Origin of the sequence: Methanosarcina barkeri 3 (genome assembly GCF_000970305.1) — an archaeon.
GTDB lineage: Archaea > Halobacteriota > Methanosarcinia > Methanosarcinales > Methanosarcinaceae > Methanosarcina > Methanosarcina barkeri_A.
In genome coordinates this window covers 1,872,285-1,896,316 of sequence record NZ_CP009517.1, presented here as the reverse complement: position 1 = coordinate 1,896,316, position 24,032 = coordinate 1,872,285, and the positions used below count along the sequence as shown (strand labels likewise).

At 39.0% G+C, this 24,032-nt stretch carries 15 protein-coding genes; 7 read left to right on the top strand and 8 right to left on the bottom strand.

What is annotated here, in order from left to right; translation table 11 throughout:
* Positions 1 to 144: 144 nt before the first annotated feature.
* Positions 145 to 2,772, bottom strand: coding sequence for a U32 family peptidase (locus MSBR3_RS07630; RefSeq protein WP_048107394.1), 2,628 nt, complete (start codon positions 2,770 to 2,772; stop codon positions 145 to 147).
* Positions 2,773 to 3,790: 1,018 nt separating this feature from the next.
* Here MSBR3_RS07630 and MSBR3_RS07625 point away from each other — a divergent pair.
* Positions 3,791 to 4,048 carry a hypothetical protein gene (locus MSBR3_RS07625; protein WP_048107393.1) on the top strand — a complete coding sequence of 86 codons (258 nt, stop codon included), beginning with the start codon at positions 3,791 to 3,793 and terminating at the stop codon, positions 4,046 to 4,048.
* A complete protein-coding gene (locus MSBR3_RS07620) occupies positions 4,042 to 5,520 on the top strand; it encodes an MATE family efflux transporter (RefSeq protein ID WP_048107392.1) in 1,479 nt (492 codons plus the stop codon). Before MSBR3_RS07625 ends, MSBR3_RS07620 begins: the two co-directional genes overlap by 7 nt.
* A gap of 241 nt (positions 5,521 to 5,761) precedes the next feature.
* Here the strand turns inward: MSBR3_RS07620 and MSBR3_RS07615 are convergent, their stop codons facing one another.
* Positions 5,762 to 7,132, bottom strand: coding sequence for a hypothetical protein (locus tag MSBR3_RS07615; RefSeq protein ID WP_048107391.1), 1,371 nt, complete (start codon positions 7,130 to 7,132; stop codon positions 5,762 to 5,764).
* Positions 7,133 to 7,459: 327 nt separating this feature from the next.
* Between MSBR3_RS07615 and cax the strand changes: the two genes are divergently transcribed.
* Positions 7,460 to 8,524, top strand: a complete 1,065-nt coding sequence (gene cax, locus MSBR3_RS07610) for a calcium/proton exchanger (RefSeq protein ID WP_048107390.1) — start codon at positions 7,460 to 7,462, stop codon at positions 8,522 to 8,524.
* A gap of 414 nt (positions 8,525 to 8,938) precedes the next feature.
* On the opposite strand, the gene MSBR3_RS07600 is transcribed toward cax, so the two are convergent.
* The 3 genes from MSBR3_RS07600 to MSBR3_RS20160 all read right to left on the bottom strand — a co-directional run bounded on the left by MSBR3_RS07600 (position 8,939) and on the right by MSBR3_RS20160 (position 10,945).
* Positions 8,939 to 10,030, bottom strand: coding sequence for a radical SAM/SPASM domain-containing protein (locus MSBR3_RS07600; protein WP_048107388.1), 1,092 nt, complete (start codon positions 10,028 to 10,030; stop codon positions 8,939 to 8,941).
* A gap of 308 nt (positions 10,031 to 10,338) precedes the next feature.
* Positions 10,339 to 10,476 carry a hypothetical protein gene (locus MSBR3_RS20165; RefSeq protein ID WP_155396756.1) on the bottom strand — a complete coding sequence of 46 codons (138 nt, stop codon included), beginning with the start codon at positions 10,474 to 10,476 and terminating at the stop codon, positions 10,339 to 10,341.
* A 310-nt stretch (positions 10,477 to 10,786) separates the two neighbouring features.
* Entirely contained in the window at positions 10,787 to 10,945 is a 159-nt protein-coding gene (locus tag MSBR3_RS20160; protein WP_155396755.1) for a hypothetical protein, read from the bottom strand.
* A 387-nt stretch (positions 10,946 to 11,332) separates the two neighbouring features.
* Between MSBR3_RS20160 and MSBR3_RS07595 the strand changes: the two genes are divergently transcribed.
* From MSBR3_RS07595 to MSBR3_RS07585, 3 genes are all read left to right on the top strand, one after another.
* Entirely contained in the window at positions 11,333 to 11,989 is a 657-nt protein-coding gene (locus MSBR3_RS07595; RefSeq protein ID WP_048107387.1) for a hypothetical protein, read from the top strand.
* A 765-nt stretch (positions 11,990 to 12,754) separates the two neighbouring features.
* Positions 12,755 to 12,970: a hypothetical protein gene (locus tag MSBR3_RS07590; RefSeq protein ID WP_196297028.1), complete on the top strand. Its 216-nt coding sequence runs from the start codon at positions 12,755 to 12,757 to the stop codon at positions 12,968 to 12,970.
* Complete coding sequence (locus tag MSBR3_RS07585; protein WP_080942240.1) at positions 12,933 to 13,823, top strand: right-handed parallel beta-helix repeat-containing protein; 891 nt, start codon at positions 12,933 to 12,935, stop codon at positions 13,821 to 13,823. The genes MSBR3_RS07590 and MSBR3_RS07585 overlap by 38 nt, the downstream gene beginning before the upstream one ends.
* Before the next feature lie 124 nt (positions 13,824 to 13,947).
* On the opposite strand, the gene MSBR3_RS07580 is transcribed toward MSBR3_RS07585, so the two are convergent.
* From MSBR3_RS07580 to MSBR3_RS07570, 3 genes are all read right to left on the bottom strand, one after another.
* Positions 13,948 to 15,888, bottom strand: coding sequence for a hypothetical protein (locus tag MSBR3_RS07580; RefSeq protein WP_048107384.1), 1,941 nt, complete (start codon positions 15,886 to 15,888; stop codon positions 13,948 to 13,950).
* 34 nt (positions 15,889 to 15,922) lie between these two features.
* Positions 15,923 to 18,655, bottom strand: coding sequence for an ATPase, T2SS/T4P/T4SS family (locus MSBR3_RS07575; RefSeq protein WP_048107383.1), 2,733 nt, complete (start codon positions 18,653 to 18,655; stop codon positions 15,923 to 15,925).
* 322 nt (positions 18,656 to 18,977) lie between these two features.
* A complete protein-coding gene (locus tag MSBR3_RS07570) occupies positions 18,978 to 19,616 on the bottom strand; it encodes a MarC family protein (RefSeq protein WP_048107382.1) in 639 nt (212 codons plus the stop codon).
* 601 nt (positions 19,617 to 20,217) lie between these two features.
* Between MSBR3_RS07570 and MSBR3_RS19375 the strand changes: the two genes are divergently transcribed.
* Positions 20,218 to 23,751, top strand: coding sequence for a PAS domain S-box protein (locus tag MSBR3_RS19375; RefSeq protein ID WP_048107381.1), 3,534 nt, complete (start codon positions 20,218 to 20,220; stop codon positions 23,749 to 23,751).
* The last annotated feature ends 281 nt before the right edge of the window (positions 23,752 to 24,032 follow it).

Below are 24,032 nucleotides of genomic sequence, written 5' to 3'. Positions count from 1 at the left end.
GGGCTTAGCAGTTGCCTGGAAAATAGGCAACTTTTAGTTTTTAAAGTTTCCATAAAAATAATTTTTTAAGTTTTTATAATAATTTATAAGTGATCTTTTTCCATTTGGAAGTAGCCGTTTTTCATTTAAAGGAGTTTTATCTTATCAAACTCCCTTAAAATAATGCCCTGTAGTATACTCAATTCCCTTTGCAGGTTTCAACCTGTTTTCTTTTCCTGTAAGAGCTTCTTTGTATGCTTTTATAATCTCTTTTATCTCAGCCTGAGTATTGAATGAAAGGTCAAGACGAAGCACATCCACACCGTAATCTTTCAGGTTTTTGACGTACTTCAGCATATCAAGCACTTTTGAGTTGTAAATCAGGGTCCGGGTCCCCAGGCGTTCTACCGGAAATTCGGAACCTTCCTGGTCAACAAGAAGCACTTCGCTGTCCTTTCTTACAATTCTTCTATCAACAAGGGGCTTTAAAAGGTCATTTTCCGTAATTAGCATGAGTTCCCTGCCGTAAACAAAAATCTCGGTCTGTCCTGAACCTTTACATATTTGAAGTGCTTCGCAGATACTTTTTATTTCGCTCAGGTTCAGTTCACTTGAAAGAGTTGCTCTGTACGCTCCTGCCTGGTAGAAGGTACTGGCCGTAAAAGAGTTGAAAATATTGAATTCTTTTCCTGCGGTAAAGGGTATTGCAAGCTCTTTTGCAAGCTGTACGGCCCCTAACTCAGAACAGGTTATTCCGAAGCCTGCCTCTTTAACTTTTTCCAGTAGGGATTTGAGTTTATCCAGTTCATGATCATGATTTATAAGGGGAACCCGGAAAACAATTTCAACCCTTTCGGCTTTCAAATCTTCAAGCTTTTCTGCATTTTCTGGCGCAGCAAGTTCTTCAAACCTCGAAACTGGAATATAAATAATATCTGCACCTGCGAACGCAGCCTCAAAAAGAGAAGAACTTTTATTTACTTCAACACTAAGAAGGAGTCGCTTTGAAGCTAATTTTCTGCCTGTTATCTTACTGGAAGCCTCACCGAGAGTCTCACTTACGGCTGGAGGCTGTTTATCCTGGCCATTCACTTCATTGCTATGGTTTTGAGAGTTACACAGGTAACTGAAGTCCTCAAGATCCGGGTGTTTTTGCTCTCTCTTATCTCCACTGAGGACTTTCTCAAGCAGGAGGTCTGCTGCCTTTCTCCTTGCATTTTTCAACACACCAACCGGAATGAAAATGTTTTCATCAGCTTCGATCTCAACAGAAACGGCCTCAAAGGAAGTATCCCCAAGGCTTTCCATTGTTTTTCTGATCTGTTCGACCGTTGTTGGGGCTTTTTCAGCTTTCTGGACGATATAATCGTCCGTAAATTCCAAAACGAGAGTCTTTTCTCTTCTCTTGTCCCTGGTCTCTCTGGGCTTTTTACATTCTTCTCCGATTACAACAGTAAATCGCTCTCCTTTCCTGGCTCTTACTTTCAGGCTTACAGGAAGTGTTTTCAGTTTAGTTTTTTGAAGGGCATCGAGGAGCTGAGTGTCTGTTGTGAGGTAGAGCTCATCGCCTCTCTGGACTGCTCTTCCGGTCTTCGAACTGATTTCAAGCCCTACTTTTTCACCTTTTTTCGCACTTTTTATATGCTCACCTGAAATTGTGATTATACCTGTAACTGCTGAACCAAGCATTCTCTCCCGCGTGAAAATACTTATACCGTCTTTTACCTGGATATCCTGGTTCAGCCGAACCGTAAGTTTTGTGTTTCCTTTTGACCGAGAAATATCAATGACTTTTCCAAGGAATGATCCGTAGTTTGAACTGTATTTGGGATGAGATACACCTTTTTCTCCGAGTACGAAGCCTCTTGTAAATCCTCTGTAAAAGAGTTTTGCAAGCTCGGCTTCTCTTGCTTCAAGTTCTTCTTTTGTCGGGTTCTCTCCCGGGCTGCAGATTCCTTTGACTGCAGCTTTATAGGCAGCGGCACTTGCAGTAACGTACTCGGGCTTTTTCATCCGCCCTTCTATTTTTAGGCTTACAACTCCGGTTTTTATTATATCCTCAAGCCCTGTTAGTGTGGAGAGTTCGGCACAGCTTATAGGATAACTGCCTCCAATATGTCTTTCGTCAACGTCTCTGCCGTTTACCACGAATCTGTACCGACGTCGGCAGGGCTGGGCACAGGCTCCCCTGTTTGCGCTCCTGCCGTGCAGGAAACTGCTGAAAAGGCATTTGCCCGAATAAGAGTAACAAAGAGCTCCATGTACGAAAACCTCAATTTCTACGTTTGAATGATCTACTATATCTTTTACCTCAACCGTGGTAAGTTCCCTTGAAACTATTACTCTTTTTGCTCCCAGACCTGCTACAAAATCGACTCCTCCTCTATTATGGATAGTCATCTGAGTGCTTGCATGAAGCTCGAGGTCCGGATAGATTCCACTTAAAAGCCTGAGAAGCCCAAGGTCCTGAAGGATAACTGCATCGATTCCGACCGCATATGCGCAGTCTACTATCTCAAGCGCGTGCTGCAATTCTTTTTGTTTGATCGGGATATTGAGGGCCAGGTAAACCAGAACTCCATGTGAGTGTGCCAGTTTCACGGCCTCGTCAAGATTCTCAATAGTGAAATTCTTTGCACCCTGACGGGCATTGAATTCACCGACCCCGAGATAGACTGCATCCGCTCCTCCTCGAATTGCAGCAAGCAGGGCTTCTTCGTCGCCTACGGGAGCCAGAACTTCAGGAGGAGTACAGGTATAATCATGAGTGAAGGTATAATTTTCAGCAGACATTTTTGATCAGTTTGTTCTTTCCGACTGGAAGGTTTTGTAATTATGAAGAGAAAACTATGCAAACGATTGTACTAGAGGTTTAACTTGTACTAGAGGCTTAATTTGTACTAAAGGCTTAACAACATGAGGTAAATAAGTAAAGGCGAGTAAAGGCAAGTAAAGGAATAAGTTCAGTTTAAGACGTAAAGGTGCTTCTCGCATAAAAAATGGATGGGTAAGCCCATGATCTATTACTATAAAGAGAGCTTCTTGTAAACCTGGAACTTTAACTTACTATTGTCATAAATCGGATCTTGTCATTGTAAATTTGGTGTTAATGTTGTAATCTGGTCTTATTGTTGTTGTAAATCCAATCTTATTGTTATAGAGTTGATTTGTTTTCTTATTGTTATAGAGTTGATTTGTTTTCTTATTGTTATAGAGTTTATTCGTTTTCTTATTGTTATAGAGTTGATTTGTTTTCTTATTGTTATAGAGTTGATTTGTTTTGGATCGGTAGCTGTTCGATCTCGGATTCATTTCCTCTTATTTGCAAATTTAATTGCCTATGAGTAAATCTAATGTTTTTCCAGAGTTTTTACTTAGATCCGAACTATTTTATATATTTTTAGTTTTAGACCTATTGTTATGCTCTTGCTTAAACTCGTTCTAAATTCTCTACCTAGGTGCTTTTAAAATTCCATATTAAATAACCTGTTAAAATAAAATCGAGTGCAAATCTATATATAGATTCGTAAATATTTTTTACTATATAGAATTAGCTGTGACCAGATAACTATCCGAATCTGGTTTTACTTGCTTTGTTGCATGATTGCGCAGGATTCTTAGTTCGTTTGAATCCTCTTTTACTCTTTAAACGGTGAAGCTTCGTAAAACGAATGAGTGCTGCAGGAATGCGCACAAATTAACCCCAGATCATACGCAGTTACCAGTTCGGCATAGACAGACTAATTAGTTCTGCAACAAGGCAACAATACTTGAATCTGCGTATTTTCAGAAGCTTCGTCCAGGATGAGTTATGACCTCATGCAAACTATTTGAGAGGGCCGACTCTTACTGCCTTGGTCCTTCAAGAATAGGTAAAACTTTAAGAAAACACCAATCTCTACAGAAACACAATATAATATACCTCTCTTTGAACAGGTTTTTCCGCCTGACAACGGTAAAAATAGTCCCGGAATCTCAAAACCAGGTATCTGAAATGAAAGTTTCAGAGTTTCAAAACCAGGCCTTTGAAAAGATGGTTTTGCAGCACAAGGAGGGCCTGGTATGGTAAATGATGAAGAAATGAGATCCGGGAATATAGTGAGTTTATTCCTGAAGTTTGCATTTCCGACCGTTGTCGGAGTTGTCATTGCCGGAATCCAGGGAATAATTGATGGCTTTTTTATAGGAAACGCTATCGGCAGCCAGGGACTTGCAGCAATTACCCTTGCCTATCCAGCTTATATAGTTATAATCGCCGTAGGGGTGATTATTGGAATCGGTGCATCCAGTCTGACAGCCCTGCAGCTCGGAAAAGATAATCTTGGCCGAGCCCTGGATATAGTACACAATGCTTTTTCTCTATGTCTTTTTACAGGAGTAGTTTTTACCGTAGTCGGACTGGTTTTCTGTGAAACCTCAATCAGCATCCTTGGAGCCACCGGGGCTGCTCTAGCTTTTGCCCGTGATTACCTGAGGATTATCTTCGCTGGCTCGGTCTTTATAATCCTTTCAGTTGCCCTTGAACCGCTGGTAAGGAATGACGGAAAACCCAGGCTCTGTATGAATATCATGATTGCAGGAGTAATTGTAAATCTTGTGCTTGATTACCTTTTTATCATGCATATGGGTATGGGAATGGAGGGTGCCGCTTTTGCCACAATAATTTCCTTTGCTCTCCCGGCGTTACTGCTCACGAATTATCTTTTTGGCAAGGAGGCAAAATTGAAACTCAGGCTTAAAGCCATGAAATTCAAACTCAACACCCAGATCCAGATCCTTGGATCCGGACTTCCGTCTTTCGTGATGCAGTTCTCACTGGCTCTTGTGCTCTTTGCGCACAATTATATGCTGCTCAGGTACGGTTCCGAGCTTGCGGTCTCAGCCTACGGTGTTATAGGGTATGTCTTTTCAATTTTCTCTATGCTTTTCGAGGGAATAGCTCTGGGAGTACAGCCAATTATAGGTTTCAATTACGGAGCTGGCTATTACGAAAGAGTTTCGAAAACTTTGAAACTGACAATTCTTTCATGTATCCTGACAGGAGTTATCGGATTTCTATTAATTTCCCTCTTCCCCGAAAAAGTGATACGAATCTTCAGCCAGGGCGATTCTGAACTTCTGGAAGTTACCCTGCGAGGAATGGAGATTTTCATATTCTCTTTGCTCGTTGAAGGTACCGTGCTCCTCACTGCCATCTATTTCCAGTCAATAAACCGGGTTAGAGCAGCACTCTTTATCTACCTTGGAAAGATTTTTGTTGTTCTCTTTCCTCTGCTCTTTATCCTGCCGGTTTTCTTCGGCCTGGATGGAGTGTGGGCTGCATCTCCGGCTACGGAATATATCATGATGCTGGTAGTTATGGGAATGCTTTCGAAGGAATTCAAGCTTCTCAGCCGTGATGTAAAAGTAGAATCTAGGAGGCAGCACCCAGCCGGTACAAAAAAAGTATTAACTGTAGTCGGAAACAGCGGGAAAGCCGATGTTGAGGAAAGTTCCAGATTTGTTACTTTCAGGCCTGCTGAAAAAAGAGACATTTCGTGAGAGACTCTCTTCCCTGAAATCCATGCTTCTTGAATCCGTGTTTCTAAAATCCATGTTTCTAAAATCCGTGTTTCTAAAATCCAACTTTTAAGGTTTTAAAATGGAGCAAAAACTCTTCTTCATTTTACTTTTATACCTTTGATTTCAAACGGAAGCTTTAGATGAAATTTCAGATGGAAGCGTCGTCTCACATTTCTGCGATTTGCTTCTATTATTTCGTTTTTTCAAGAATTATAACCCGTTAAATCCTGTCAGGAATTTTCATAAGATCAATACTTCTCTGGGTCTCACTGACTATGCATTCAACTTCTTTATCCTCAAGTTTGCCTTTTTCTTGCATGGAATAAACGCATTCAATAAAATTTTCAAGCTCTGTCAGTGATTTTTCTTCCTCTCCTTTTTCCAGATAAGCGATTGCACTATCTAGCTTTGCACCGAGAACAGTTGCTGTAGAGGGTTGCAGGTACAGGGAATTTAAGTGATTTTTGAGTTTTTTCAGTCCTTCTACAGGCTCGGTTGCCCCTGTTTCCTCAGAAGTTTCAAGTGTAAACATGTATATGTTGTAATGTTGCCAGTTTCCGTCACGATTATCTACCCAGACTATCCTGTTACCATAAATATCAGGATCAGACTGTGAGGATCTTTCAGTTATAACCGACATTTCTTTTGAAGTAGAAAGATCGTATATGTAAATGTCGCTGTCCGGATAAGCACCTGACTGTTTCCCACGGTAGTCTACCCATACAATTTTATCTTCATAAATAGCTGGATTAGCCTGGACATATTCGTTTATGGTAATCTGGTACTCTTCACACGTAGAAAGGTTGTACATGTAAATATCCGCATTTCCATTACGCATATCAGTCCAGACTATCTTATCGTCGTATATTGCAGGACCAAGCTGATCTGATTCATTTTTGGTGATCTGAGTTTCCCTGGCAGTGGAAATATTGTACATATAGATATCGGTGTTTTCCTGCCCATTGCGGCTGTCTGTCCATACAATCCTGTCACCATAGATGGAAGGAGAAGTCTGACCTGATTCATTAAAAGTTATCTGAGTTTCCGTAGAGTTAGCAAGGTCATACATGTAGATATCATAGTCCCCATTACGCATCTCAAACCAGACGATTCTGTCTTCATAGATATCAGGACCTGCTTTAAAAGATCTGAAATTAGTAATCCTGCTTTCTGTAGAAGTAGAAAGGTTGTACATGTAAATCTCCGGATGCCCGTTTCGACTATCTAGCCGGACTATCCTATCCTTATAAATCACCGGGTCATACCCGTCAAATTCGTTAGTAGAGATATTGGATATAGTGGAAGTTGAAAGATCATACATGCAAATATCGGAACCTGTCCCATAATTATTGTTATACCATACTATTTTATCACCGTAAATAGCAGGACAATAGTGTACTGTTACTCTTTCGCTAGTTGTGATCTGAGTCTCTACTCCTGGAGCGGCCTCCACTTCCTGAACCTGATCATAAGGTGATATTTGTGTTGCTTCTGTTTCTGTTGCTTCCGTTTCTGTTGCTTCTATTATCCCCAAATTCCCGAATACTAAGAAAACTAGAAAGGAAATTAAGTGTGCCAGTTTAATTTTCATAATACTCCCCAAACGATAAAAATTTTAAATGAATTTTTAAATCAAAGTAATATTTTCATAAGTCTATATTAATTAACATGAAATAAATGTAAGAATTTAATATGTATTGTCTTAAAATTAGATATTTGACCAAAGAAACTTATTTTTAACTTCATTTATCATTTATTTCCTTCCTTTTCTCTTTTAATTCCTAAAGTTTTCCTTCCTGCCGGGCTTGAGGGATAAAAATATCTTTCAGTTTTGTTATAACACGTAAAATTAGAAAGGATGGTATTCTAAGTCGCATTATAGTAACTCTTTGCCAGGTTGCAGAGGAGATTCGCTAATATGGAAAAAACAAAAATTCTGGAAAAAATTTTTAAATTATTTCTTATCTTTGTACCGCTGAGTCTGTTCGCAGAGTATACACACTCTTCTCCCATAGCAATTTTTGTTTTAGCCTCGCTTGCAATCATCCCGCTTGCGAAATTCATCGGTGAATCTACAGAGGAGATTTCGGCACATACCGGCCCAGCCCTGGGTGGGTTGTTAAACGCTACCTTCGGGAACGCAACAGAATTAATCATAAGTTTTTTTTCCCTGCAAGCAGGACTTACTGAAATGGTAAAGGCATCGATTACGGGGTCCATCATTGGAAATCTGCTTTTGATTCTGGGAATGGCGTTTTTCTTCGGAGGTCTCGGAAAAGATGAGCAGCAGTTCAATACTACAGCCGCAAAGACAAGCGCCTCTACTCTCTTTCTTGCAACTGCAGCTATTGTAATGCCGGCTGTTTTCGTTCTGACTTCAGAAAACCCTTCAGATGCGATAGTCGAGACCTTGAGCATTGCAGTTTCGGTCATCATGGCCGTGTCGTATCTTGCGAGCTTGCTGTTCTCGCTTCATACTCATAAACACCTGTACACTGTTGACACGACAGAGTGCGTTGCCAAGTGGAGCGTCAAAAAATCCGTTTTGGTTCTTCTCGCATCGACAGTTACGGTTGCTATTATGAGTGAAATTTTGGTCGGTTCCATAGAACCTCTGGCTGAAAGCCTTGGCTGGACTGAAATGTTCATAGGTATGATTTTCATAGCAATTATCGGAAACGCTGCAGAACACGTCTCAGCTATCACAATAGCAATTAAGGACCGGATGGATCTGGCGCTACAGATTGCAATCGGCTCGACAACTCAAATCGCTATGTTTGTCGTGCCGGTTCTGGTGTTTACGAGTTATTTCTTCGAGAACCCCATGAATCTTATTTTCACCACTTTCGAACTCGCTGCCATAATTTCTTCCGTTTTAATGGTTAAATCCATAATCGAAGATGGCAAAAGCAACTGGTTTGAAGGATTACAGCTTCTTGGGACATACGGAATAATGGCTGTTGTTTCTTTCCTTCACCCATAAACGACAAAAATAAGCGACAAAAATAGGAGTGAAACATCCGGGAAAGACAGAAAGCTTGCCGGATATTTGTATTTCTTCTTGTATCTTGCAAGTGGCTCTATCGAACAAGTAGGGATTTTCACTCAAGCCTTTTTTTAAAAGGCTTGCAGTCAAGCAGTTTTTTTTAAAAAGCTTGTTATCAGGCCTTCATGATTTTTTATGTTTATCAGTGTTTTTCGCTCAAGCCTTTTTTTAAAAGGCTTGCGATCAAGCAGTTTTTTTAAAAAGCTTGTTATCAGGCCTTCATGATTTTTTATGTTTATCAGTGTTTTTCGCTCAAGCCTTTTTTTAAAAGGCTTGCGATCAAGCAGTTTTTTTAAAAGGCTTGCAGTCAAGCAGTTTTTTTAAAAGGCTTGCTGTCCCACCGAAAAAGAGTTAGTTTTTCTCACTGTATTTCAAGAGATTACTCTTGAAGTAATCCTTACTTATGTTGGTTTTTCCAGGATAACAACAGTAAGGGTTTTCAAATTTAGAATCAGTTGTAAAATAACAGGCCCCTCTGCATCCACCCCTGCAAATAGCTCCTTTATTGCAATCTTTGCAACTGCCTGTCAGCATACTCGTATCGAAATTTCTGTTATAAGCAAAATTGCCTTCTTTATACCAGATTTCGGATAAGGATTCTTCACGTAAATTACCTTCTATGAACTCGTCCGAATAGAGTGACTCGCAACCTTTAACATTGCCTGTACTACCTATCCCGACAACTCTCAAACCTGCCTGACATCCTGACCATGAGCATATTGTTCCGAACTCGCCTCTTAAGTATAATTCATTCTCGTCAAAATATCCGATATTGTCTCCTGCATAGATAGCAATCTTCTGTTCTTTACGCTTTTCTCGAATAAATCTGGTAATTAGGGGTACTTTTGCAGGGTCGAGGAGAAGATTTTTTTTATCGGCCATGTTTCCCATAGGGTTAACGATCTGCATCTGCCAGAGCTTTATGCCCTTTTCCACAAGTAAATTGTACATCGGCCATAAATCTTCAAAGTTTCTCTCTATCAAACTGGTTACAATAGCTACAGGGATGCCTTCTTTCTTAAGTATCTCCAGGGCTTGCATTACTTTTTCGAACGAAGTGCTTACATTTCTCATATTGTTATGATTGCTTTCCATTCCGTCAAGAGAAATTCCCACGTTAGTTAATCTGGCATATTTTATCTGGGCAATTTGTTCATCTTCAAGTAAAAATCCGTTGGTAATAAGATTAACATCTACCCCCTTCTCAGATAACTTCCTGGAGATTTTTTCCCATCCTTCATACAGAAAGACTTCACCCCCAATAAAAGTTACCTGCTTGCATCCGAGATCTGCCAGTTGTTCGGCTACATTAAGACATTCATCAACCGTGAGTTCATTTTCTCTGGCTTTTCCTGCTATGGAACCGCAGTGCTTGCACTTCATGTTACATTTTAGTGTAAGTTCCCACACACAAAATTCAGGTTTGTATTCACTTGTATTCATCTCTATTACTCCATAAGAGCAACCTTATCCGAAGCCTGTAAGATGGATCTGAGCATTCTGGCATTTTATTTGATCATTCTGGTATTTTATTGATTTAAATATTATATTAAAAATATTATTCAGACTTTAATCTGAAAAAAGTTTAAAATATATGGGGATATTAATTCCCCTCAAGTTTTTTCCTATCAGGGTTTGTGCGTTTGTGAAATAAAATCAAGAACAAGTAAGCTTGTTAAAATCAGTACATTTTATGTTTTTGGTTTTTTGCTACTGATTTTGTCGTTCAACCCACAGGTTCTAGTTCAATTTCATTTTAGAGGCACGCCGTATAGAGGTCTGACAATGCCGTAAAGAGGTACAGGTCGAGGTTCTATTATCGGTAGTCCAATGTATATCTCTCCCCCGGACCCGGGATACAGCATCAGAATATTTTTGCTAACAATCACTACTTCACTCTCCTTTATCACTAATATTGGTTAAAACTGGATTGTGTAATCATTACTATTCAAGTAATATAATTAATAGGGAAATTCAATTTAGAAACATAAAACTCTTTCAATTAACAACTAATAAGTTTAAAAATTAAAAAATATAAAAATTAATTTACTAATTATTCTAATAAATTGTCAAATTTTTATTAAATAAAACAATAAATCAGTATATATAAGAAAAGTTTGTTATAAAAAGAAAAAAACCATGGAATAAAAAAGAAATGTCTACTATATGAAAAGAAGTTTTTGGGTACATTTTTTCTGTTTATCCGATTTTTTCTTTGCATTCAAAACCGGTGAGGAGTTCCAGATAATTCCTGTTACTCCATTTCACACCAATCCTCTGAAGATAATCCTTGAAGTTGCGTGGGAACTGCAATATTGCAATTGAGATCGGAAGCACGAAGACCAGGAATATTTTCACTGCACACAAAATTATAGAGTGAAATATAGTTTCTTCTTCATGCTTTAATGGATATAAATTAAAAAAAGTATGTTAGGAACTAAATAAATAATGTGAGGTAGGTAATCAATCCGAAGAATTAACTATCAAAAGCAATTAATCTAAACACATTTATAAAGCTTTAACTGATATTATTGGAAATTACGAAGATTCAACGGCCTGTTCAAAAAAAGAGTATAACTATGCTTTTAGTGAGTTTCTTGAGAAAGATAAATGGGATGTTAGTGTTGAAGGAAAAATCTTCGTATATTATGGGACAAGATGGTGTAAAGTCGTTGATACTGATTATGAAAATGAAGTAGAAAGTGAAGTAGAAAGTGAAGTAAATGCTATTATGGAGAACTGATTATGAAACTTAAGCTATTCAGTATGCTTTTTGTTGCTATGCTCGCAATTCCGTTAGCTTCGGCTACGGGAAATTATGTAACTCCTACAAAAGAGCAAGTCACCCAGGTCATGCTCGATTACAACCTCAGTAACCAGAACAATTCCTACCAACTGGCCTGCGAAATCGGTCAATATGTTTCAGAAGAGTATAGTTGGAATTGTGATATCAGAGAACTTAATTCCACAAAACATGCTCCGATTTATATCAATGTCTTCTATCCGGCAGCCAGTAATAAAAAAGGATATGAGGCGTACTATGGCTGGTTCGGACCCCAAAAGAAGGAAGTAACGGCCTTTTATGACAAGAGCAAAACCATGTCGTATAGAGACTGGGGATCTTCCAGAAAGTTTGATTGTGGAATTACGGGAGTTACCAGTTATAACACTGTGAAAAGTTATTTTGGAAACACATCTGAACAGACAACCGATCCCGTGCCGCCAGATTCAGAAAGTACGCAGCCTGTTGAGAATAATTATTCAGGAATACAGAATATTGTAAACGGGTCTGCCAATACTGTGAATAATCAAGGTATTATCGGCACGATAGAACAGTACTGGTTCGATTTTAAGAATGCAAATCTGTCGAATATAACTTTTAATTTCTTTGGGGGTAATTAAAGCTCCTTTCCTTTTTGGTGAAATTATTTTGAAATTGGCTTTAGTATTGAGTTTCTGGCTTTGTTAAAATCTAAAGATCAGTTATTATAATAAGAGTTTTAAATAAAGTGCTTCTTCCATTTTTTACTACAAAAATATTGGAGTACATGAAATAAGTGATTCCAAGTAACAGTAGTAGTATTAAATTTGAACTTATGCTGAAGACTATTTAGTCTTCCAGACTGGATCCATACGTAAAAATGTGCCTCTTCGCTGTTTCGAGTGAGTAACTTGCATTGGTCTCTTAAAATATCAACGTACATACGTAAAGTTTAGAAACATTTATGATTGAAAACCATATTCAAGCTTGATGTTTCCCTTTTAGCGGGTTACTTTGCAACTGGCCAATTATTTTCAACTCACATAAAATAGCGAAGAGGCGCAATTATCTTATATCCCATTTTCCGCAGTATCTTTTGAAAATCAATACTTTTCCTGATACCATTTTGCAACAGATTTAAGTAATTTACACACTTAATTGCATTTGATAAAAATTGAATAATATCATTTTGGTCTCTAAATACACCTTATTTGCTTTTACCTCCTGTATAAAAGTTCCGTAAACTCGTGTTAAATTGAAAATTGATAACAGAAAAAACCATGAAATCTGAGAATTTACTACGAAAAGTGAGACTAGTAGTAGACTGCACAATTACATACACATACCGGATAGGAGTATAAATGAGGAATATACTTTATTTTTTGATTATATTTTTTACAGTGTTAATGGCTTCATGTGCTGGAGCAGTTACAATTACAGTAGATGACGATATTGAGGGAGCAAATTATAAAAGCATACAGAATGCTGTTGACAACGCAACTGATGGTGATATAGTTCTTGTTTATCCAGGAAATTATACGGAAAATGTGTATGTAAATAAAGAATTAACAATTACATCTCTCTCTGAAAAATCCAGTAGATACTATTATTTATGCTGCTAACTCTGAAGATGACGTATTCAATGTTGTAGCAGATAACGTAACTATTAATGGCTTTGGTATAAGTGATGCTGGAACCGATCAGTATGGAGACGATAAAGCCGGAATTTATTTTGATGGAGTCAACAATAGTGTCATAAAGAAAAATAATGTTTTTTCAAACGGTTACGGCATTTTTTTGTTAGACTCGTGCAACAATACACTTACTGAAAATAATGCGTATATGACTGGAATCGATGGAATTTTCTTATGGAATTCAAGTAACAATAAGCTGAATAATAATTTCATAAACGCGACCAATCATGAAGGCATATATATATACACATCTAGTAGTAATAATGAAATAAGTAATAATACTGTCAGCTATGCCGGATTTGGGATTAAGTTGGTTTATTTATGTGAAAACAACACAATTACTAATAATACTATATCAAACACTGATTTAGGAATTTTTCTTAGAGAATCGAGTCGTAATTTTCTGACTAGCAACATTGCAAATTTTAACGGCTGGAGTGGTATAGATCTTGAGTACAGTACAGAAAACAGACTATACAACAACACTGTAAATTTTAACAATAATAATGGAATATTTTTGGTAGAATCAAGTGACAATAAGTTAGATTATAACAATGCCTCAAATAATATAGAATATGGTATAAACATCAATAACTCCAGCAGGAACAACATATTAATTGGTAACATTGCAAATTCAAATGGTAAAGAAAATATTCATGTTGTTGATCCAGAAAACAATACAGTAAACAGTTCAGGTCAAGAATTGCCATTTCAAGGCTCTATATTAACAATCATTGCAATTGCAAGTACGGCTTTAATTCTTGGAAAAAGATGTAGATAAGATAGCATAAATAAAGATAACTAATCAAACTCGCTTTGACAGAAATCCACAAAATACCATTTATTTTCGTTTTGCGATCAATTTTTGAATGAACAGCAATCACCGTTTTACTATAACTCTCATTTCACACCAGTCCCTTGAAGATAACTCTTGAGGCTGCGGTAGAAACTGCGAATATTGCAATTGAAATCGGGAGCATGCAGGCGAGGTCATATTTCAACTGCGTTCGGTCTCCTCCGTATTCCACCGAACCTGCAAAGCGGGTGAGAATAGCACTGATCAGGACAATATAAACTCCTATTGCAAGCAGGAAATGGTCAGGAGAGATTGACTGGGAAAAAGCTGCCTCTCCGATTTCTACTGGCATTCCTGACATATCGGCAGGAATTCGGTTTACCCTTTCGGCTACCTGGTTCAGAATTTTCGTAATAACCTCAGAAAGGGCAAGGGTAATCCCTGCAATAAGTGGGGCAAAAATCACAGCAGTAGAGCGCATAGTTGAGGTGACATCGTAAAGGGAACGCCGGATTCTTTCCTCGACTGTTCCAAGCTCTTTCAAATGGTCTGCAAGTTTTATAATCGAAGCGCCTGCAGCTTCATGGTTTTTGTGGATGCTTTCCGTAAAAAGGAGCATTGTGTTCCGAATTCTTTCCGAATATATGTGTCTGAAGGCTCCGAAATCTTCGTCAAAAATTGCGGCTTTGAGATTTGTCCTCATACTGAGCAGGTTCATTGAAATTTCCTGAAAAGCTTCCCCGATTTTTGAACCTTCCATAGTCCTGGCAGTGTGGGCAAAAGCTTCTTCAGGGGCTTTTCCTTCGGAAATTCTCCTGCCGAGTACAAAAAGAGAATCTGCAAATTCCTGTTCCATCTTTTTTATTCGGTCTCTTATCCTCTTGTAAGGAACAGCCGAGAAATAAAGGTAAACTGAAATCCCGATTGTTCCACCCAGAATCAGAGGAAGCGTGGGTGAAAAATATCCTTCCAGGGGTGCGGTTGCTACTATTCCTCCAGGGTTTCCTAACCTCAACAGGAGATATCCTAAAGGTGCTATAAGGCAGAGTACCAGGGCCGAGAGCGTTAAAGCAAAATGTTTCTTCTGCTTGATATCTGCAAGCTCAGGATGAGAATCCGGAATTTGCCTGGGAATAAAAGCAACCGGCCTTTGCATAAGAATATATTCTGAGTATAGGGCAGCAAGAGCCGGAAAAATCAGGTCATAGAGGAAGATAAGGTCTATTATTTCAGGTTTCATTCCTACAACCGTAACCGCAGGCAGAAGAGCTACAAGGGCGAGCGGAATCAAAATGAAAATCGAGTAGAGAATATAACTTGGGGTCTTCAGTTTTGCTGCAAAGGCGTCCATAAGGCTTTCCGTACCTTCGAGACTTATGTCCAGGGCTCGGTTCAGGGTTATAACCCTCTGAGCCTCATCAGGTTCGGCTGTCGAGCTCTTTATAAGGTGTAGAGAACGTTTGAAATATTCGCTATTTCTTCCCCACAGGTCGGCAAAAGAAAGGAGAGCATCATCCATGCTGCTGTAAATCCTGAGGTTCAGGTCCCAGGCTAGTTTTCTCAGGTCCTTTGCAAGTGGCCTCTCGGAATTTCTAGCTGCAAAAAGTACGGCATGTTCCAGGTTAGGAACAAGTTTCATGGACATGACTATATAACTCAGAATTTCAGGAATGTCTCCAAGTGAGGAGATTTTCATAAACCCTGCTCTGAGTTTCACATACTCACTCAGGTAATAGAGGGTTAACAGAGGAACGACAAAGGTAAGGATTCCCATTATAGTAAGCACTCTGGCATCAAAACTTCTTGAAAGCATCAGGAAAAGGTCTACTGTTGCCAACAGGATTAAAGTTGCAAAGGTTCCTGCATAGGAAAAGAGGACGGTTTCGAAAGCTTCAAGTTCATAACCGGTAAACCTGAGAGCGTCCCTGTACTCCCGGCTTACACTCTTTTCACAGCGCTTGCGGAAGGCAGCAGGGTCAGGGACAGCCCATATCCACTGCTTTGCTGTGGTTTTGCAGGCTCGCACATACCAGTTGCTCTCTTCGCTCATATTTTTTACCTCTTACAACATCTCCATCTAACAATCATTTTCCTTTATCCGAGCCTTTTCTGGCAAAATTCTCAAACCAGGTTTCCCACTGCCTATAAAGAATTTCCAGGTCATTCCTGCAGTCGGATTCAAAATTATCTGCAGAATTAACCGCACAGCTATTCACTGAACTATCTATGAGATTATTTCCATACTCATTTTCGTATGACTCTCCGTTCTTCATGGAGTCCGAAAGCAGCCAGAACATGTTATTTGCCTGGCTAACGGCTTCGGCTTCCAGCAGGAATGATTTTTTTAGCCCTTCAATTGCTATTTTTTCTTTTATTCTTGCCCGAAGTTCGATATTTTTTAAGGCTCTATCTATGGAAATCCCCCATTTTCTGGCAATCTTTTCTATAAGTTCGGATTGTCCTTGCTCCAGAGCCTTTTCTGCAAGCAAGCAGTCCTGAGATGCATAATATTTCATTATATCCGTAAAGATATCCGAAGGTTCGGGATTTTCGATTACTGCACTGGTGATTTCTGCAATATGGCTCACCCGTTTTAGTTTTTTCATGCTGCCTTCAAGCCTTATACTTGAGCAGATAATTACGGCATCCGTCGCTTTAAACGAGGCTGGAGGAACTCCAAGGGTGTGCACGATTCTCTCATATACGTTTTCGGTAGATGAACCGTGAATGGTCCCTATAACCGAGTTTCCGGCTTTTCCGACCTGCATGGCTTCATATAGCACTTTTACTTCCTCCCCCCGCACTTCACCAAGCACAAGGGCGGAATTCCCAAGACGCAGAGCTGCTCGAAGCGCAGTTTCAGGGCTCATTTCAGCTCCTGATTTCAAAACCGAGGACTGTGAGCTCATTCCCTGAACCTTCCAGCCCAGGCTCTGAAGCTCCTCGATGGGGAGTTCATGGGTATCTTCGATTGTAAGAATCCTGTACTTCTGCGGAATCTCAAGCAGCATGGCAGATAGCAGGGACGTTTTTCCTGCTCCGACTTCTCCTGCTACCAGGACTGAAGCTTGCCCGTCCATTAGAAAGCTTAAAAGTCCGGCTGCATATGGGGAGACCGAGCCTGTATTGATCAGCTTAGGCAGGGTCCAGGGTGAGAGGGAATGCTTTCTGAAGGCATAAGCAAGCCCACTTGCACTGAGAGGGTCTCCTATTACCGAAACCCTTACCCCGAAAGCCTCAAGGTTAAGTTCCAGCACAGGAATCGCTTCTCCAAAGGGCCTTCCACTGATGATCCTGAACCTGGAGACAAGGGCATCAAGGTCGTCCTGCGAGAGAAAAACATTACTTACGCATTCCTCTCCCTCCAGCACAACGTGTACAGGGTTTTTGTCGGCAGGAGCATTAATATATACATCCGTAATCCTGGCATCGGAAAGCAGGTCTTCAACTATCCCTAGTCCGTTCGTATATCTTGCAAGCAGGTCGGCGTAGCTTTCAAGTTCGTCAGGGCTGCAGGCTTTCCCGCTTGTGAGCAATTCTTCCTCCAGAAGCGCTTTTGCCATGCGCTTGAAATACTCCCTTGCTACGATCGGATCTGTAAAAGCAAGGTCTTTTGGCCTGTGCCTGATCATTCTCATCCGAACTTTTTCAAGCAGTCTGAGGTCTTCCTCCCTGAGATTATACTCAGGAGGTCTGATCATGTAAAGTTTTTCCGGCCTGTCAATATAGCGATAAATTGAGACTTCAAGTTTCCTGCCTTCCCTACCGTCTATGTCGTAGCACTCAAGAAATTCGGTATTTTCAGGCACATCTGCATAGATCCTGGAACTGGAAAAAGGGGGTCTAACATGGGGTTTGATGCCGCTTTCATAGTCATAAAGTTCTTCTGCCGCACTTTTATTTTTCTCCAGTTTTTCCTTCAGGTTTTCAGTTGATAAAAATGGGAAGTGTCTGGAAATTTCTGCCAGGGTTACTTCTCCTGACGTGTTCTTTATCAGGTTTCCTGCCATTTTTCTTATTGTTTTTTCGATCGTTTTTCCCTGTCCTTTTTTGGAATCTTCTACCGATTCTTTTGATAAGACTCGAACTTCAGATTTTTTGATAACAGGAATTTCAGGAAAAACGGATAGTTTTCCTTCAATTTCATAAAGCATCTGATGAAAACGCTCGGAACAAGCTTTACAAACTGAAGTAGTTTCCGAATTCTTTTCTGAATTCTTTTCCGAATCCTTTTCTGTAACTCTTTCTGTAATTTTTCCTGTAAATTTCTCAGGGATTCTTTCCAAAATTGTTCCCGTAAATTTCTGTGTAACTCTGTCTGAGTTTTTATTCAGCCTTTTTTCCTGAATAAACCTCTTTATTTCCAGCCTGGCTTTTAAAGGGTCACCCTCTACGGTTTTAGCAAAAGAAGCAATTATTTTTTTTCTTTCCAGTTCGCAGTTTTTCTTTTCAGAGAAAGTACAGGCTCTGGGAACTTTTTCCGCACTTTCATACGCTGTTACAATTCCCTCAAAACCTGCAAGAGTATAAAGTAAAGACAGGGCTTCTCCTTCGTAGTCTCGCTCATACAACCTTGAGAGCACCAGACAGTTGGCCTTAACCTCTTTTTGCAGAATTCCGAAAATGTTTTTTCTGCAGTGCATGTCGTTAAGGGAAGATCCCGAATCACATTCCCTACAATTGATGACAATGGTTTTCCGGCTTTTTGTCTGCTTTATCCGGTAAGAGCAGGTTTCCTCTACCTTTTTATCCTGTACGGAAAGACTGCCATAATTAAGGGCATTGACAGCATCATGAAGTTTTGCCTTTATATTCAAATAAAACCCCCATTTCCCTATCAACTTCTTAATTTATCTTCAAGTGTATTAAGTTTTTTTGACTGATGGGGAAATGGGGCTATTAATTTGCTGATAAAATTACGTTTTACTGTAGGAGGATTACGACAACTATTAACCTTAACTGGTTTACAGGCTATATAATCGTTCAAGCTACTTCACGGCTTGTGAGTTTTCCATAAAAACGGGGCTGAGAGAGATTGGAAAAATGACACGTAGAAGTCCGAAAAATGGGCAAATATAGGATATAAGAGGTTTAGAGAGATATGTTGAGTTTTGAGACAGCATGCAAAAACTTATTGCCTCATGTTGTTAACTGGTATAGATTTATTATTCCTTTAACAGTTAAATCCACTGCAAGAGCAGCAAGCAAAAGTCCCATCAGCCTTGTAAATACCAGCATTCCGTTATATCCTATTAGCTTGTGAATTCCCCTTGAGAATTGAAAGATGTAATAGCAAATAATGAACGTCAGTACGATTGATACAAGAATTATTATTTTTTGCACAATTGCTTCTGTTCCTCCTATCAGGACAATCACTGTACTGATCGTACCCGGTCCTGTCAGAAGCGGGAGGCTTATCGGGAAGATCCAGATGTCTTCTCGTTCCTGAGAGTGAGAAATCTCTTCTTCAGTAATCCTCCCCTTTGAGACTTTAGCATGCATCATATCAAAAGCAATGCTGAAAAGCAGGATTCCTCCTGCAACCCGCAGCGAATCTACGCTAATGCCGAACAGGTTAAGTATGATGTTTCCTGCAATTGCAAAAAATACGGCAATTGCGCACGCAAGCATGACTGACTTTTTTGCGATTTCGTTTTTCTCCTCATTTGTCATCTTGCTGGTCAAAGAGATGAAAGTCACTACTCCGCTGATAGGGTTGACAACAATGAAGATAATTGTGAAAACGTGAATTAAAAACCCGAGGTTTTCGGTTATCACTTGTTTCTCCTGCCCGTTTTTACTTTTTTATATTCATATCAATTTTTCTTTTATACTATTTCCGGTTGTATACCCAGGTTATTGAACAGTAAATCTGAAAGTTAACAATTCCTTCAAACTCAACAAACGTAGTTCTAATATTCAATTTCTTTGTTTTCAGGTAGGTCACACCACAAAGCTAAATTATCTACTTCCACTAAATAAGACAAATTTTAAGGAAAAATCTGGTAATTCGTCACTGATATTTGGTCGGTTAGTTCAAATTACGTAGACATCTCATCCGGTTTTATTATATAATAGTAACTTAGATTTTCGTGTCACCTTTAAATTTTCTTTACTTTTCCAATAGCTTTAAAGCTTAGGGTCAAAGTTTTATAATTTAATATAGTTTATATATTTTCAAGATTATACTATGTTAATAAACATCTTTATCTACTATTTTTCAAATTTTGTAATAATTGTTATAATGAGAATGATTTTATATACTTAATAAATCAAACATCTTTTAGAAGAATAAACTCACTTGTAAGTGGTTGTAACAATAATATCCTAAAGTTAGGTACTTCGCCGCCAAAGAGAAGAGCCTGAAGGGGAAAAATGAATGGAAAAATTTCGAACAATTTCGAACAATCCGGGTCCTGTAATTTGTGTTGGAAAAGATGGTACGGTTCTTTATTCAAATGAGGTTAGTGAGCTCTTGAATGAATTGGGGGTGACAGTAGGAGAAAAACTGCCTTTGAGTATCGTAGATATTGTGCAAAAAGTAATTACCCAAAATCATTCCGAAAAAACGGAAATTAAAGTGGGAAAAAAAGTATATCTGGTTGTTTTTCACCCTTTACCTGAACAAGAATGTGCAAACATTTTTGGACTCGATATAACTGACCATAAAGGCCTTGAAGAAAAAACTCAGGGTAGTGAAGCTATGGAGGTGGCAAACCTTGAGCTGGCTGACATTCTTGATGTTCCAGCGGTCCAATCCCTCATGTATGATTTACATGAACTCACTCACATTACCATAGCTCTGGTTGACCTAAAAGGTAATATTCCGGTAAGTGTTGGATGGCAGGACATCTGCACCAAATTCCACAGGGTTCATCCCGAAACCTGCAAGCACTGCGTGGAAAGCGACACAAGACTGTCCCTTGGTGTTCTCCCTGGAGATTTTAAGCTGTACAAATGCAAGAATAATATGTGGGATGTAGTAACCCCGCTTATTGTGGACGGTCAGCATATAGGCAATATCTTCTCAGGACAGTTCTTTTTTGAAGATGAGCCTCTGGACTATGAACTTTTCCGATCCCAGGCTAGAAAATACGGCTTCAACGAGAACGAGTACATAGCCATGCTTGAAAAAGTTCCACGGTTAAGTAGGGAAGCTGTGAACAAAAGTATGTCTTTCTTCGTGAAGCTTGCCAATATGATCTCACAACTAAGCCACAGTAACTTCAAACTTACCAGGTCACTGAGAGAATGCGATATTCTGGTGTATAAACTAGAGAAAAGCAGGGAAGACCTTGACCATGCTCAAACCGCAGGAAATATCGGAAGCTGGCGTCTGGATATCCGTACAAAAGAATTGACATTGTCCGACGAAAACCACCGTATTTTTGGCATCCCAAAAGGCACCCATTTGACCTATGAGACCATCCTTTCTAAAACTCATCCTGATGACAGGGAATATGTAAATAGTAAATGGAAGGCAGGATTAAAGGGTGAACAGTATGACATTGAATATCGCATTGTTGTTGACGGTAGGATTAAATGGGTGCGTAAGAAAGCATATTTTGAATTTGACAAAAATGGAAAAGTTATCGGCAGCTTCGGCATAACACAGGATATAACTGAGCGCAAAAAAGCCGAAGAAAGGCTTAAACTGGCAAGTAAATATAACCGCAGCCTGATTGAAGCTAGTATTGATCCTTTCATCACAATTGGTCCTAACGGAAAAATAACCGACGTTAATAACTCCACTGAAATAGTAACTGGTTATTCAAGGGAAGAGCTCATAGGCACAGACTGTTCTGATTATTTCACTGAGCCTGAAAAAGCCAAAAAGGGATATCAACTTGTATTTCAGGAAGGATTTGTACGAGATTATTCACTAGATATTAAGCATAAAGATGGACATATAACTCCTATTTTATATAATGCTTCAGTTTACAAAGACGAGGCTGGTGAAATTATAGGGATGTTTGCTGCAGCACGTGACACCTCTGAACTTAAAAAGGCAGAAGGGAAAATTCAAATACTGGCAAACGCTGTCGAATCATCCGACGATGCAATTATAACCGAATCTCTTGATGGGGTTATCACAAGCTGGAATAGAGGAGCAGAGAAAATTTATGGCTATTCCGTTGAAGAAGCTCTGGGAAGAAACATATCAGCACTCGAGCCGGAAAATCTGAGAGGGGAGACAAAACAGTTAATTGAAAAAATTAAACGAGGAGAAAGAATTCGTAATTATGAGACTTTAAGGTTGAAAAAGGATGGGACGATAGTAGATATTTCAGTAACCCTTTCTCCAGTTTTTGACACTTCTGGAAAGCTTGTAGCCATTTCAACAATTGCCAGAGATATTACTGAGCGCAAAAAAGCGGAAGAAGCCCTTAGAAGAGCACATGATAGTTTGGAAATAAAAGTTAAAGAACGTACATCTGAGCTTGAAAAAGCTTATGAGTCTTTGATGGAAGAAAAAAGAAGACTCTCTGAAGCTCAAAAGATAGCTCATATTGGAAACTGGGAGTATGATCTCGTAAATGATGAATTATACTGTTCTGACGAAATGTATAATATTTTTGGACATAAACCCCAGGAAGGCATGAGTTACAAAAAACTTTTAGGCTATGTGCATCCCGAAGATCGAAGCTATGTGGATAATGCAGTTAAAAAAGCTTTAAATGAAAAGTCCTTTAGCATTGATCACAGGATTATCTCAGCTGGTGGAGAAGATCGTATCGTCCATGCAGAGGGCGAAGTTTCTTATGATGAAAATAAAAGCCCAATTCGAATAAGAGGAATAGTTCAGGACATCACAGAGCGTAAGAGAGCAGAGGAAAAGATCAGGATATTAGCGAATGTTGTAGAATCCTCAAACGACGCTATTATAACTGAATCTCTGGAAGGTACTATTACAAGCTGGAATAAGGGAGCAGAGCAAATTTATGGTTATTCGGCTGAGGAAGTTCTGGGGAAAAATGTTTCAATCGCTGAACCGGATAATCTTAAAGGAGAAATAAAAAACTTAATCGAAAAAATTAAGCAGGGGGAAGAAATCCAGCATTACAAAACTGTACGGTTAAAAAAGGATGGTACAACAATGAATATTTCAATAACTTATTCTCCTGTTTTTGATGCTTCCGGAAAGCTGATTGCTATCTCATCTATGGGTAGAGATATTACTGAGCAGGTCAGTGCGGAAAGACTTCTGGCAAAAGCCGAAGAAGCCCGAAAAAAAGAAATCCACCACAGAATAAAAAATAATCTGCAAGTGATTTCTTCCCTTCTTGACCTGCAGGCTGAAAAGTTCAGAAGCAGAGGATGTGCCGAGGATTCCGAAGTTCTTAACGCTTTCCTTGAAAGCCAGGACAGAGTTATGTCAATTGCTCTTATCCACGAAGAACTGCACGAAGGCAGAGGAAATGATACATTAAATTTCTCGTCGTATATTAAAAGGCTTGTTGAAAATCTCTTTCAAACTTATAAAGTTGGAAATATCAACACGAACCTTAACATCGAACTGGAAGAAAACATTTTCTTTGATATGGATATTGCTGTCCCACTAGGAATAATCATTAACGAACTTGTATCTAACTCCTTAAAATATGCATTTCCAGGCGAAAACGACGGAAAAATTCAAATCAAACTTCACAGGGAAGACTCTGCTGAATGCGCAGGTAAAGACCAGGGAAGCACAAAAGAAAGTTATAACAGTACCGATTTTGTTTTAATAATCTCAGATAATGGGATTGGTATTCCTGAGGACTTTAATTTAGAAGATTCCAATTCTCTTGGATTACAGTTAGTGGAAACCTTAGTAGATCAGTTAGGAGGCGAAATTGAATTAAAAAGGAATTCTGGGACTGAGTTCTGTATAAGATTTACAGTATCAGTACAGAATGAAAAAATAGAATAATCGAACTCTCATACAATACTCAGTTTATAAATCTGCTAAATTTTTGTCAACTGGTTTTCTTCACTTTTCTACAAAGCAGTTTCGTCAACTGATTTTCTTCACTTTTCTACAAAGCAGTTTTGTCAACTAATTTTTCACTTTTCTACAAACAGTTTTGTCAATCAGTTCTTCACTTTTCTACAAAACAGTTTTATCGATCAGTTTTTCACTTTTCTACAAGGAAGATCCGGAATCACATTCTCTAAATTGATGTTTGCAATTGATAACAATCGTTTTCAGGC

Coding starts and splice junctions, on each gene's coding strand:
- MSBR3_RS07625 (WP_048107393.1), top strand. CDS start 3,791: ATGACCTCATGCAAACTATTTGAGAGGGCCGACTCTTACTGCCTTGGT.
- MSBR3_RS07630 (WP_048107394.1), bottom strand. CDS start 2,772: ATGTCTGCTGAAAATTATACCTTCACTCATGATTATACCTGTACTCCT.
- MSBR3_RS07590 (WP_196297028.1), top strand. CDS start 12,755: ATGGCTTCATGTGCTGGAGCAGTTACAATTACAGTAGATGACGATATT.
- MSBR3_RS19375 (WP_048107381.1), top strand. CDS start 20,218: ATGGAAAAATTTCGAACAATTTCGAACAATCCGGGTCCTGTAATTTGT.
- MSBR3_RS07615 (WP_048107391.1), bottom strand. CDS start 7,132: ATGAAAATTAAACTGGCACACTTAATTTCCTTTCTAGTTTTCTTAGTA.
- cax (WP_048107390.1), top strand. CDS start 7,460: ATGGAAAAAACAAAAATTCTGGAAAAAATTTTTAAATTATTTCTTATC.
- MSBR3_RS07595 (WP_048107387.1), top strand. CDS start 11,333: ATGAAACTTAAGCTATTCAGTATGCTTTTTGTTGCTATGCTCGCAATT.
- MSBR3_RS07580 (WP_048107384.1), bottom strand. CDS start 15,888: ATGAGCGAAGAGAGCAACTGGTATGTGCGAGCCTGCAAAACCACAGCA.
- MSBR3_RS07600 (WP_048107388.1), bottom strand. CDS start 10,030: ATGAATACAAGTGAATACAAACCTGAATTTTGTGTGTGGGAACTTACA.
- MSBR3_RS07620 (WP_048107392.1), top strand. CDS start 4,042: ATGGTAAATGATGAAGAAATGAGATCCGGGAATATAGTGAGTTTATTC.